The 12,819-nt window shown below is 44.2% G+C and carries 11 protein-coding genes; all 11 read right to left on the minus strand.

Going from position 1 to position 12,819, the window contains the following annotated elements; genetic code table 11:
* Nucleotides 1-15: 15 nt before the first annotated feature.
* On the minus strand, nucleotides 16-1,371 hold the full coding sequence (gene mtaB, locus NST22_RS12900; protein ID WP_003230017.1) for a tRNA (N(6)-L-threonylcarbamoyladenosine(37)-C(2))-methylthiotransferase MtaB: 1,356 nt from the start codon (nucleotides 1,369-1,371) through the stop codon (nucleotides 16-18).
* Nucleotides 1,371-2,141, minus strand: a complete 771-nt coding sequence (locus NST22_RS12905; protein WP_003230015.1) for a 16S rRNA (uracil(1498)-N(3))-methyltransferase — start codon at nucleotides 2,139-2,141, stop codon at nucleotides 1,371-1,373. The genes mtaB and NST22_RS12905 overlap by 1 nt, the downstream gene beginning before the upstream one ends.
* Before the next feature lie 22 nt (nucleotides 2,142-2,163).
* Nucleotides 2,164-3,099, minus strand: a complete 936-nt coding sequence (gene prmA / locus NST22_RS12910; RefSeq protein WP_004398884.1) for a 50S ribosomal protein L11 methyltransferase — start codon at nucleotides 3,097-3,099, stop codon at nucleotides 2,164-2,166.
* A 24-nt stretch (nucleotides 3,100-3,123) separates the two neighbouring features.
* Nucleotides 3,124-4,251, minus strand: a complete 1,128-nt coding sequence (dnaJ, locus tag NST22_RS12915) for a molecular chaperone DnaJ (RefSeq protein ID WP_003230010.1) — start codon at nucleotides 4,249-4,251, stop codon at nucleotides 3,124-3,126.
* 199 nt (nucleotides 4,252-4,450) lie between these two features.
* A complete protein-coding gene (dnaK, locus tag NST22_RS12920; protein ID WP_004398786.1) occupies nucleotides 4,451-6,286 on the minus strand; it encodes a molecular chaperone DnaK in 1,836 nt (611 codons plus the stop codon).
* Nucleotides 6,287-6,309: 23 nt separating this feature from the next.
* A complete protein-coding gene (gene grpE / locus NST22_RS12925) occupies nucleotides 6,310-6,873 on the minus strand; it encodes a nucleotide exchange factor GrpE (RefSeq protein WP_003230005.1) in 564 nt (187 codons plus the stop codon).
* A 71-nt stretch (nucleotides 6,874-6,944) separates the two neighbouring features.
* Nucleotides 6,945-7,976, minus strand: coding sequence for a heat-inducible transcriptional repressor HrcA (gene hrcA / locus NST22_RS12930; RefSeq protein WP_003246126.1), 1,032 nt, complete (start codon nucleotides 7,974-7,976; stop codon nucleotides 6,945-6,947).
* A gap of 80 nt (nucleotides 7,977-8,056) precedes the next feature.
* Nucleotides 8,057-9,196 (minus strand): radical SAM family heme chaperone HemW, encoded by a 1,140-nt coding sequence (gene hemW, locus NST22_RS12935; RefSeq protein WP_004398764.1) that lies wholly within the window; start codon nucleotides 9,194-9,196, stop codon nucleotides 8,057-8,059.
* 52 nt (nucleotides 9,197-9,248) lie between these two features.
* A complete protein-coding gene (gene lepA, locus NST22_RS12940) occupies nucleotides 9,249-11,087 on the minus strand; it encodes a translation elongation factor 4 (RefSeq protein ID WP_003229999.1) in 1,839 nt (612 codons plus the stop codon).
* 133 nt (nucleotides 11,088-11,220) lie between these two features.
* Entirely contained in the window at nucleotides 11,221-11,559 is a 339-nt protein-coding gene (locus NST22_RS12945) for a YqxA family protein (protein ID WP_004399162.1), read from the minus strand.
* 16 nt (nucleotides 11,560-11,575) lie between these two features.
* The gene (spoIIP, locus tag NST22_RS12950) at nucleotides 11,576-12,781 is read right to left on the minus strand and encodes a spore autolysin SpoIIP (RefSeq protein ID WP_003229993.1); all 1,206 of its coding nucleotides are present in this window, start codon (nucleotides 12,779-12,781) and stop codon (nucleotides 11,576-11,578) included.
* Between the last annotated feature and the right edge of the window lie 38 nt (nucleotides 12,782-12,819).

A 12,819-nucleotide genomic window follows, 5' to 3' on the forward strand; every position in this document is an offset into this window, starting at 1 on the left:
CACCGATTTTTTAGGTTAAGAAGACAAACGCATGTGTTCAGTTATTTCATCCTCAACCACACGGACAAACTGTCCTTCGTTGTAAGGATAACCTGCTTTTAGGATTTTGACTTTTACGATTTTGCCGATCATATCTTCCGTACCTTTGAAAACAACCTTCATATAATTGTCTGTGTAACCGACAAACATATTTTCTTCTTCTGTTTCCTTAAACGCTTCCTCAGGGATAATCTCAAGCACTTCATTTTCATACTGAGAAGCGTATTCTTTTGCAAGCTGGTCAGAAAGAGCAATCAGGCGGTGCACACGTTCGTTTTTCACGTTTTCATCCACTTGGTCTTCCATTCGTGCAGCTGGTGTTCCTGTACGCTTACTGTAAGGGAAAACATGCAGCTCAGAGAATTTATGTTCTTTAATAAAGTTATAGGTTTCCATAAATTCTTCTTCTGTTTCTCCAGGGAACCCGACGATGACATCAGAAGTAACAGCTAAGCCTGGCAGTGCTTTTTTCAATTTATTTAAACGGTCTGCAAAGAATTCCATTGTATATTTGCGTCTCATCCGTTTAAGCACTGTGTTTGATCCGGATTGGATAGGAATATGCAAATGATTCACTATCTTATCTGAGCGGTCTAAGACCTCGATCACTTCGTCAGTGATTTGGCTGGCTTCGATTGAAGAAATTCTGATCCGTTTCACGCCTTCCACACGGGTGTCTAATTCGCTCAAAAGCTTCGCGAAGTTGTAATCTTTCATATCTTCGCCGTAGCCGCCTGTATGAATACCCGTAAGAACAATTTCCTTATATCCGGCATCGACAAGCTGCTGCGCTTGTTTAATGACTTCTTCAGGGTCGCGGGAGCGGAGCAGGCCTCTCGCCCACGGAATGATACAGAATGTGCAGAAATTATTGCAGCCCTCCTGTATTTTCAATGACGCTCTTGTGCGGTCCGTGAAAGCAGGCACATCAAGCTCTTCATATACTCTTGCTTTCATGATGTTGCTGACGCCATTAATCGGCTGGCGTTCTTCTCGGTATTGGTCAATGTAGCCAAGCATTTTTTCACGGTCCTGTGTTCCGACTACAATGTCGACACCGGGGATCGCCATAATCTCAGCAGGTGAGGTTTGCGCGTAGCAGCCTGTGACACAGATGACACCGTCAGGATTTTGACGAATGGCGCGTCTGATCACTTGGCGGCTTTTTTTATCTCCCGTATTTGTAACCGTACATGTATTAATGACATATACATCAGCTGTTTGTTCAAAGTCTCTTCTTTCATAGCCCGCTTCTTTGAAAAGCTGCCAGATTGCTTCTGTTTCATAATGGTTGACTTTACAGCCAAGCGTATGGAAAGCAACAGTTGCCATTACTGATCACCTCTTAATAACTCTGTTTGATAAGAAATCGCACTCAACGCGTATAGCGGAGCGGTTTCTGTCCTTAAAATTCTCGGTCCAAGGCCGCACGTCACACCGTCTTGCTCTGTGAGCCGTTCAACCTCCGCTTCTGTTAAACCGCCTTCGGGACCAAATACGATCAATAGAGATGATCCTTTCGGAAGGCTGCTTACAATCGCGCTGAATGCGCTTATTTCCCCTTGCTTCGATGACTCCTCGTATGCAACGACACATTTATCGAAATCCTGCATCCTTTGAAGAAGCTGCTGAAAAGAATGGACATCCATCACTCGCGGCACTTCGTTACGGTACGATTGCTCAGCCGCTTCCTTCGCAATTTTCGTCCATCTTTCCCGCTTTTTCTTTGCCTTTTTGTCATCCAGCTTGACAACAGAACGCGCGGCTTGGAAAGGAATAAAGGCATGAGCTCCGAGCTCAGTCCCCTTTTGGATAATCCATTCAAGCTTATCTCCTTTCGGAAGGCCGCTCGCAATATAGACCTTTATCGGAAGCTCTCTGTTTTCATTCGTCCATTCTATCACAAGGCAGGACACTTTATCTTTGGAAACAGATTGAAGTTCACATTTTGCCTCGAAGCCGTCTTGAGAGCAGCAGATAATCTGATCTCCCTCATTCATTCTCATCACGTTCACAATATGATGAACTTCTTCGCCGGTAATCGAAAAAGTCGGCGCTTCCTCTATTTGCTGCTTCGTGAGCTCGATAAAATATCGTTGCATACGCTGTGACACCTACTAACTGTTATTTTTTCGCAATAATGCTGACCCAATCTTCCATTGAAAGGATTTCTACAATGGTAAAGCCAGCTTGTTCCAGTGCTTCTTTTACTTCTTGTTTTTTATGACCGATGATTCCTGACGTAATAAAGTGACCGCCTTCTTTTAACAGGCTGTACGCTTGTGAAGTAAAGCGAAGAATGACTTCAGCCAAAATGTTGGCCACAATCACATCATGTTCCCCTTCAATCCCGTCTAACAAATTGTTTTGCTTCACTTGAGCAATATCGCTGACTTTGTTCAGCTTGAGATTGAGGCGTGCACTTTCTACAGCCACGGGATCAAGATCGTAGGCATGAACCGATTCAGCCTCAAGCATTGCAGCCGCAATACTTAAAATTCCCGAACCAGTGCCGACATCAATCACCTTATCACCCTTTTGCACAAAGCGTTCAAGCGCCTGAATGCAGAGTACGGTTGTCGGATGTGTCCCTGTGCCGAAAGCCATTCCCGGGTCCATTTCAATAATCAGTTCATCAGTATGGACCGGCGTATATTCCTCCCACGTCGGCACAATTGTAAACTTTTCAGAAATTTTCACAGGATGATAATACTTTTTCCAGGCAGTCGCCCACTCTTCTTCATTTACTTCAGAAATAGTGATGTGGTTTCTGCCCAAATCAATATTGTAAAGAAGGAGATTATTAATCGTTTCTTTGATGCCGTCTACAGTTTCGCCCAGAAAACTGTTAACCGGCAGATATGCTTTGACAATGACACCCTCATCTGGGTAATCATTGGGGTCGAGCTGGTAGATTTCCCCGTACACATTCTCACGTTCTTTAATTAAATCAAGCGGGTCCTCTATCACAACCCCACTTGCACCAGCTTCATGCAATATATTTGAGATAGGTTCGACCGCTTCATGTGTTGTGTGAATGCTTAATTCGGACCATTTCAAAACTACCAACTCCTCATCCAATAATTAATCGCCTTTAAACGCGCGTTTTACCTTGTCAAAGAAACTCATTTCCTGTTCGTCAGGCAGGTTTCCGCTGACTTCGGCAAATTCGCGGATAATGTCTTTTTGTTTATCAGTCAGATTTGTCGGCGTAACGACGCGGACGACGATATGCTGGTCACCCTGTCCATAGCCTCTGACATTTTGAACGCCTTTGCCTCTTAATCTGAATTTCGTTCCTGTTTGTGTACCGGCCGGAATTTTCAATTTCACTTTTCCATGCAGCGTCGGCACTTCTACCTCATCTCCAAGAGCAGCCTGAGCAAACGTTAACGGCATTTCACAGTAAATATCATCGCCGTCACGCTCGAAGAACTCGTGTGCGCGTACATGGAACACGACAAATAAATCCCCGGCAGGGCCGCCGTTTATTCCTGGTTCACCCTGTCCCGAGAGACGAAGCTGCTGCCCGTCATCTACACCGGCTGGAATTGTCACATTGATTTTCTTGCGTTTTTTGATTTTTCCTTTGCCGCCGCAGTCCGCACATTTGTTTTTAATGATTTTGCCTGTACCTTCACAGTGGTGGCAGACCCGTCTGTTAACGACTTTTCCAAACGGTGTATTTTGCTCCACGTTTAACTGGCCGGAGCCTCCGCAGTGGGAGCATGTTTCTGGATTTGTTCCAGGTTTCGCACCTGAGCCTTTACATGTTTCGCACGTTTCCTCGCGGGGAATTTCGATGGTTGTTTCTTTACCGAAAGCCGCATCCTCAAACGACAGGGTCATCGTATACTGTAAATCAGCACCCTGGCGCGGAGCGTTTGGATCTCTTCGTCTTGTGCCTCCGCCGAATATACTTGAGAAAATATCATCGAAACCAAAACCGCCGAAATCGCCGCCGCCAAAACCTCCGCCGCCGAAGCCTTGGTTAGGGTCAGTGTGACCAAATTGATCGTAATGCGCACGTTTTTGGTCATCTGACAGCGTTTCGTATGCTTCTTTTACCTCTTTAAATTTTTCATCTGATCCGGCTTCTTTGTTAATATCAGGATGATATTTTTTTGACAGCTTCCGATAAGCTTTTTTAATTTCATCCTTTGAAGCGCTCTTACTTACTCCCAGCACTTCATAGTAATCACGCTTACTCATCTCGCTTCACTCTCCCGAATTTCTCACATAAATTAGATTGTATCATTTTGAATTATGATTTTTCAATTCCTTTTATCCCGGGCAAGAAAAAAAGTCAAAGCCAAGAGATGCCTGACTTTGACTTTCTAATCATTGAATCAGATTATGAAATGTGTTCTTTTCGGTCAGCTCCGGAAGCGGGGCTGACACTAAAAAGAACTTATTTTTTGTTTTGGTCGTCGTTTACTTCTTCGTATTCAGCGTCGACAACGTTGTCATCCGCTTTGCCTTCAGCGTTTGCTCCGCCTTGAGCTTGCTGTGCTTTAGCAGCTTCTTCATAAAGCTTCATAGAAAGCTCTTGAACGATTGTTTGAAGCTCATCTTTTTTCGCTTTGATCTCTTCAAATTCGTTTTTCTCAATCGCTGCTTTTAAAGCGTCTTTGGCATCGTTGGCTTTTTTCACTTGTTCTTCGTCCACTTTGCCTTCAAGATCTTTTAATGTTTTCTCAGTTTGGAAAACAAGCTGATCTGCTTCGTTGCGGACTTCGATTTCTTCTTTTTTCTTCGCATCAGCGTCAGCATTTTCTTCCGCTTCTTTTACCATGCGTTCGATCTCTTCATCTGAGAGACCTGAAGAAGATTTGATTGTAATGTTTTGTTCTTTTCCTGTGCCTAAGTCTTTTGCTCTTACGTTTACGATACCGTTTTTGTCAATATCGAAAGAAACTTCGATTTGAGGCACGCCGCGCGGTGCTGGCGGGATATCAGTAAGCTGGAAGCGGCCGAGTGTTTTGTTGTCGGCAGACATTGGGCGCTCACCTTGAAGAACATGGATATCAACAGCTGTTTGGTTATCAGCAGCAGTTGAGAACACTTGAGATTTGCTTGTTGGGATCGTCGTGTTGCGGTCGATCAGTTTTGTAAACACACCGCCCATTGTTTCGATACCGAGAGAAAGCGGTGTAACGTCAAGAAGAACAACATCTTTTACGTCACCTGTGATAACGCCGCCCTGAATCGCAGCACCAAGCGCTACAACTTCATCCGGGTTTACGCCTTTATGCGCTTCTTTTCCAGTTTCTTTTTTGATTGCTTCTTGTACGGCAGGGATACGAGTTGATCCGCCGACAAGGATGACTTTGTCGATTTCGCTTGCAGAAAGTCCTGCATCTTGAAGCGCTTGACGGACAGGACCCATTGTGCGCTCTACTAAATGAGAAGAAAGCTCTTCGAATTTAGCGCGAGTTAATGTAAGTTCAAGGTGAAGCGGTCCTGCTTCTCCAGCTGTGATAAACGGTAAAGAAATTTGCGTAGAAGATACGCCGGAAAGATCTTTTTTCGCTTTTTCAGCTGCGTCTTTCAAACGCTGAAGCGCCATTTTGTCTTTTGACAAATCAATGCCGTTTTCTTTTTTGAATTCAGACACCAGATGATCGATGATAACTTGGTCAAAATCGTCCCCACCCAGACGGTTGTCGCCGGCAGTTGAACGAACTTCGAATACACCGTCGCCAAGCTCAAGGATGGAAACGTCGAATGTACCGCCGCCAAGGTCGTATACTAGGATCGTTTGATCTTCATCTGTTTTATCAAGTCCGTATGCAAGCGCTGCTGCAGTCGGCTCGTTGATGATACGTTCTACTTCAAGACCTGCAATTTTACCAGCGTCTTTTGTTGCTTGACGCTCAGCATCGTTAAAGTATGCAGGAACTGTGATAACTGCTTTTGATACTGTTTCGCCAAGATAGCTTTCAGCGTATGATTTAAGGTGTTGAAGGATGATAGCAGACACTTCTTGTGGAGTGTAATCCTTTCCTTCAATTTCAACTTTATAATCAGTACCCATATGACGTTTGATAGACATAATTGTGTTAGGGTTTGTAATAGATTGGCGTTTAGCCACTTCCCCTACTTGACGTTCGCCGTTTTTAAATGCAACAACTGATGGCGTTGTGCGGTTTCCTTCAGCGTTAGCAATAACTTTAGGCTCGCCGCCTTCAAGCACTGCCACACATGAGTTTGTTGTTCCTAAGTCGATTCCGATAACTTTACTCACTTGAATAACCTCCTGCTATGTAATTATTGATTCACTTTGACCATGGAAGGGCGAATGACGCGATCCTTCAGCTTATAGCCTTTTTGCATTTCCTCAACAACAATGTTGGAGCCGTAGTTTTCGTCTTCAGCCTGCATAACAGCTTGGTGCAGATTAGGATCAAATTCCTGCCCTACAGCTTCGATGGCTTCGACGCCTTCTTTTTTCAAGGCTTCTACGAGCTGACGGTGGACCATTTCCATTCCCTGGAGCAAACTTTTCGTCTGTTCATTGTCGGCTTCAACCTGAAGCGCTCGTTCAAAACTGTCAAGAGCCGGCAGCAAATCAGTCACGATATTTTGAGAACGGTATTTTTGGGACGCTTCCATCTCTAAACGGCTGCGTCGTTTATAGTTTTCAAAGTCTGCTTGAACACGCAAAAGTTTGTTTTCTTTTTCCTCAAGCAAACCTTGCAATTCGTTAATTTGGTTTTGAAGAAGTTCGCTTTCATTTGTTTCTTCCTGCTGTTCATCAGCGGCAGCTTGTTCTTCAATGATTTCTTGCTCTTCTGTTTCGTTTTGTTCAACGGTTTGTTTTTCTTCTGACATTGTGTTCACCTCCCTCAAAGTGTAAGGAGAAGGACAGGTGCTGCCCTTCGATAAAATTTGCCAAAATTCCCTTATTCATCATACAGACTTGTTAATGCTTTTGACAAGTCCGAAGTCACATGCTGAAGCAGGCTGACAACCCTGGAATAATTCATGCGGGTCGGGCCGATAATCGCAATTGAGCCGATCTGCTTCTGGTCTACGGAATAAGAAGCCGTAATCAGACTGCAATTTTCCATCTCTTCATAGTCGTTTTCTTTTCCGATTTTAATCGAAATTCCCGTGTGCGGGGATTGAACCAGCTTTAAAACATCCTGTTCTTTCTCAATTAATGAAAGCAGCGACCGAACTCGGGTGATATCATGGAACTCAGGCTGGTTCAGCATATTGATTTTCCCGCCAAAAAACAACTTTTCAACGTGATTTGTGGAATGAAAGGTTGAACGAAGCGCGTCGAGTATATTGTCATAGTTTTTAATGTGCTGTCTTAGGTACATGACAACTTCTTTAAATATGCGCTCATTCAGTTCATCCATTGGAACGCCGCTTAAACGGTCGTTCAGTATATTTACCAGTTTTTCAATATCAGACAGATCCATTTTGGTCGGAAAGTTAATCGTTTTGTTTTCCACATGCCCCGTATTGGTAACGAGAATCGCTACCGCCATATCAGGCTGAATCGGAATGATTTGAATCTGTTTAAGGTAATTCTCACTCAACTTCGGCCCGAGTACGATGGATGTGTAATTCGTCAGATCGGACAAAATTTGCGCTGATTTTTGAACTGTCTTCTCCAGCTCGAAAATTTTCTCTTTGAAGATCGAGTGGATTTGGTCCAGGTCGCTTTTCGTCAATTTGACGGGTGACAGCAAATGGTCAACATAGTACCGATACCCTTTTTCTGACGGAACACGTCCTGAGGATGAATGGGTTTTTTCAATAAAGCCCAATTCCTCCAAGTCAGCCATCTCGTTTCTTATTGTTGCAGAGCTAAATGTGATTTCATCTTTTTTCGAAAGAGTTCTTGATCCCACCGGCTGTGCCGATTTAATAAAATCGTTGATTATAACCTGAAGGATCAGCAGCTGACGATTTGTTAACATCATCATCACCTCTGTTAGCACTCTCAATAAGCGAGTGCTAATTCTATAACAAAAGTATCAAACCACAAGAAAAATGTCAATTATAACTCACCCAAAAAAGCGCCAAAAACTTCATTGCCTAATAATTTCCCTTGATGAGTCAAATAAACGGCAGACTCCGAATTGTGAATCAGCCCTTTTTCAGCGAGGTCTTTTAACACGCTTGGGAAAAGTCCATCCAGGGAACGGCCGTATTTTTCTGCGAATCGTTTTTTGCTGACACCGGCTGTTTTTCTCAAACCTAAAAACATTTCTTCCTCAATCTGTTCTTCTGTTGTCACTTCATGTGTATCTCTGTACGGAAAACCCTTTTCAGCTATCAGGTCAATGTAATGCTTAACAGGTCCGACGTTCACTGTTCGTGTGCCGCCAATATATCCGTGAGCGCCAGCTCCGAAACCGAAATATTGTTCGTTGCTCCAATACGTTAGATTGTGCTTAGATTCCATGCCTGCCTTAGCAAAGTTGCTGATTTCATATTGATGAATGCCGTGAGCTTCCATCTTGCTCATCACTATTTCATACATTTCAGCTTCCTGCTCCTGCGGCGGAAGATGAAGCCGCCCTTTTTGCATCAAATTATAAAATACCGTTTTCGGTTCTACAATAAGGGAGTAAACGGAATAATGCTCAGCGTCCAATGATAAAGCAGTGTTTATGGAATGTTCCAGATGCTTGAGGGTTTGCCCCGGAAGCCCGAACATGAGATCAAGACTGATATTCTCAAAACCGATTTCCCGCGCTCTTTCAAAAGAGGTGAATACATCTTTTTGCTTGTGCACTCGGCCGATTTTTTCTAACAGATCGTCTTCGAACGTTTGCACACCAAAGCTAAGGCGATTTACGCCTGCTTCTTTTAATATTTTTAATTTCTCTGCGGACAAATCGTCCGGATTCGCTTCAACCGCAAATTCCGATAAGTCGCTTGAGGGCTTTAGCACGCGGTTGATCATATCCATCAGCTTTTTAAGCTGTTCCTCAGACAGGGAGGTCGGCGTGCCTCCTCCGATAAAGATTGTTTTGAGATCAGGCTGCCCGGTTTTTGCTATTGTATTTATCATTTCCTGTTCGAGTGCGTTTAAATACTCGTCGACTGGCTGACTTTGAATAAAATATTTATTGAAATCGCAGTAGTGGCAAATATGCTCACAAAATGGGATATGGATATAAGCTGATTTCAACGGATTCACCTTCTTTACAGAAAGAAGCCGCAGTACAAGACTGCGGCGGCTTCTATTGTTTTTTCGGACTGTCGTCCATTTTCAGAACTGCCATAAATGCTTCTTGCGGCACTTCAACTGAGCCGACCTGCTTCATACGGCGCTTTCCTTCTTTTTGTTTTTCAAGAAGTTTCCGTTTACGCGAGATGTCCCCTCCGTAACATTTAGCCAATACGTTTTTACGCATTGCTTTTATGGTGGAGCGGGCCACGATTTTCTGGCCGATTGCGGCTTGTACCGGAACTTCAAACTGCTGGCGCGGAATGAGTTCTTTCAGTTTTTCAACGATCACTTTTCCCCGTTCATATGCGTAATCACGATGCACGATAAAGGAAAGGGCATCGATTTTTTCACCATTCAGCATAATGTCCATTTTCACAAGCTTGGACGGTTTGTAGCCGATCAGTTCATAATCAAAGGACGCATAGCCTTTAGTGCTTGATTTCAGCTGATCAAAAAACTCATATACGATTTCCGCTAATGGCATATCATAAATGATGCTGACACGGTTTGCGTCTAAATACTGCATATCAATGAAATTGCCGCGTTTTCCTTGGCAAAGCTCCATTACAGCGCCGACATAGTCATTCGGCACCATCATCGTCGCTTTTACGTATGGCTCCTCAACCCTTTCGATCTTTTGAGGATCCGGCATGTTGGACGGGTTGTCGACAACGACCTTTTCGCCGTCTGTCATATACACGTCATAGATAACGCTTGGCGCTGTCGTAATCAGGTCGATGTTGAACTCACGCTCAATTCGCTCCTGAATGATCTCCATGTGAAGCATGCCTAAAAATCCGCAGCGGAACCCGAATCCAAGCGCTTGCGAAGTTTCCGCTTCATATTGAAGGGAGGAATCATTCAGCTCAAGCTTTTCAAGAGCTTCCCTTAAATCATTATACTTCGCTGTATCAATCGGATACAAACCACAGTACACCATCGGGTTTAGCTTGCGGTATCCCGGCAGCGCTTCTTCTGCAGGATTGGCAGCGCTCGTTATTGTATCACCGACACGTGTGTCACCAACATTTTTGATTGAGGCAGTCAGGAAGCCTACATCACCGACCGTCAGTTCATTTGTCGGAGTTGCTTTCGGCGTGAACACGCCCACCTCTGTTACTTCGAATTCTTTGCCGGTTGCCATCATTTTGATTTTTTGTCCCGGCTTTACCGTTCCTTCAACGACTCTGATATAAGCCACGACACCGCGGTAGGCGTCATAAAGCGAGTCGAAGATCAGCGCTTTGAGCGGCGCCTCCGGATCTCCGGTCGGAGCTGGCACCTTTTCTACGATTTGTTCTAAAATCTCCTCAATCCCGATACCGGCTTTTGCTGAAGCAAGCACGGCTTCTGATGCGTCAAGGCCGATAACGTCTTCTACCTCTTGGCGCACACGTTCGGGCTCGGCGCTCGGAAGGTCGATTTTATTGATGACCGGAAGGATTTCAAGATCGTTGTCAAGCGCTAAGTAGACATTGGCGAGCGTCTGCGCTTCAATCCCCTGGGCTGCATCCACGACAAGAATCGCTCCCTCGCAGGCAGCAAGGCTTCGGGATACTTCATACGTGAAGTCGACGTGTCCCGGCGTATCGATTAGATGAAAGATATATTCTTCTCCGTCTTTTGCTTTATATTTAAGCTGAACAGAGTTTAATTTAATGGTTATGCCCCGCTCACGTTCAAGATCCATAGAATCGAGCAATTGTTCTTTCATTTCTCGTTGAGTGATTGCCGACGTTTTTTCTAAAATACGATCCGCTAAGGTCGATTTTCCGTGGTCAATATGGGCAATGATAGAGAAATTCCGTATTCTCGATTGCCTCTCTAAACGCTTTTCTTTATCTGTCACAATCTATCACTCCTACTATTAAACGCAAAATACACTAGCTTAGATTATATCAATAGGATTGTAAAGATTCAATGTAAAACAAGAAAGAGAAAAGTTCCCTATCATATCTGGGTTGCTTTTCTCTTTCACGTACTTATTGATTCATATCCCGTATCCATTCATACATTGACTGGGCAGTATTGGTTACGGTGTCCGAAAGCGCTTTTCCGGCTTTTGAAAACATATTGAATGTCTCCACCTTTTCCAGCTCTTTTTGTTTTTCTACTAAATCTTTTGCCGTGACTGTTTCTCCTAGGATTGAGGCTTCTTTTTCATTATCTTTTCCGTCGGTGAGCGTAAACGCCCCCTTCAGTGAAGGGTCATGATAGCCTTTCATACTCAGCATCCCGTGGTTTGCCTGCTGCATGCCGAACAGAACGCCTAAAAACATGATCGTGACAAGCAGTAAGCACTTTCCAAAGTATGCAATCAAATCAACCACCTATTTCTTATTGTTTTTTCGTCTCCCCGCTCGCTGCGTTGACCTTTTCAGCATCCCAGTACATTTCGCTGAATACGTCCGCGGCCGCGTTAGCCGCACGCTGCAGCTCTTCGAGATTATTATCCACTCCGCCAAACTCGAGCAAAAGCGCTCTATCGGTTAAATCCTGATTGTAAACACCATTATCGCCTGGCGAGCCTTTGGAAAAGACACCTGTGCTAAGTCCGGGGTATTTTTTCTCCATCAGTTTATGAAGCTCACTCGCAATTTTATAGTTTTCTTCGAAGTTTTTGCTTTTTTTCCCGACGACAAAGGCTACCCTGGCATAGCTTTTCCCTTTAATCGTTGCGGTTGTGTCTTTTTTGCGCCGAGAGTCTCTGTGGATGTCAATGATATATTGCAGATTTTTGTTTGAAGCGAGGGCGTCTTTCACGACCGGCCTTGATTCATCATAGGACCTGGCATAGTTTAAGCCTTTTTTATTCAATTTTGACTGTATATCGGTTTTATTCACTGTGGCTCCGATTCCCTGGGATTCAAGCGCTTGTCCGAACATATCTCCTACAAGCGTGACATTGGCTTTAGAATGGCGCGCCATGTCAGGATCGGTCTCGCCTTTTAATAGAGGGAGATATGATTCCGTATTGTGCGTGTGATAGATAAACACGACCTTTTTATCACCTGTTGTTTGTTTCGGCGGATCTTTTTGCGCATTATCTGATTGCGTTTGCTGTTTTTCAATCTCTGCCAAATTCGCTTCTCTTTCTTCCTCCATCACCTTAGACGGCGGCGGCGATTCCGCAGGCATATTCGTATAATCCGTTCCTTGTCCAGCTAACAAAATCTCGGTATCAAATTGTGCAAATCCTGGCAGCTCCCGACCGAGAAAGCTCCGCGGATCTTCGAGGTTAATGCTCGTCGCCAGCTTTAAAGAAAGACGAGAAAGATGAAATGAGCTGTCTGTTTGAGAGAGGTCAGAAGCGAAATAATGGTTTTCCATCTGCAGCAAATGTGCAAATACGTCACCCGGCAATTCTTCAGCAATCCCATAAAAAGAGTCAGACGACGGCCTAAGTTCCGGCCGGAGAGACGTCAGCACACCGGATAGAACAAAAATCACGATAAGGCTTACGATAAATAGAAAGATGGCTTTTACCGCTTTCCCTCCATTTACCGCAACAACAATCTGTCTGTTTCTGCGTTTATTTCTCATTGAATCCCTCCAGCGCTTGTCTAGTAATTACTCTATGA

The sequence above is a fragment of the Bacillus sp. PS237 genome (genome assembly GCF_037963345.1).
GTDB classification, from domain to species: domain Bacteria; phylum Bacillota; class Bacilli; order Bacillales; family Bacillaceae; genus Bacillus; species Bacillus subtilis.

Excerpts from the sequence above, each read along its gene's own strand:
- mtaB (WP_003230017.1), bottom strand. The coding sequence starts at position 1,371 with ATGGCAACTGTTGCTTTCCATACGCTTGGCTGTAAAGTCAACCATTAT.
- NST22_RS12905 (WP_003230015.1), bottom strand. The coding sequence starts at position 2,141 with ATGCAACGATATTTTATCGAGCTCACGAAGCAGCAAATAGAGGAAGCG.
- dnaJ (WP_003230010.1), bottom strand. The coding sequence starts at position 4,251 with ATGAGTAAGCGTGATTACTATGAAGTGCTGGGAGTAAGTAAGAGCGCT.
- grpE (WP_003230005.1), bottom strand. The coding sequence starts at position 6,873 with ATGTCAGAAGAAAAACAAACCGTTGAACAAAACGAAACAGAAGAGCAA.
- hrcA (WP_003246126.1), bottom strand. The coding sequence starts at position 7,976 with ATGTTAACAAATCGTCAGCTGCTGATCCTTCAGGTTATAATCAACGAT.
- spoIIP (WP_003229993.1), bottom strand. The coding sequence starts at position 12,781 with ATGAGAAATAAACGCAGAAACAGACAGATTGTTGTTGCGGTAAATGGA.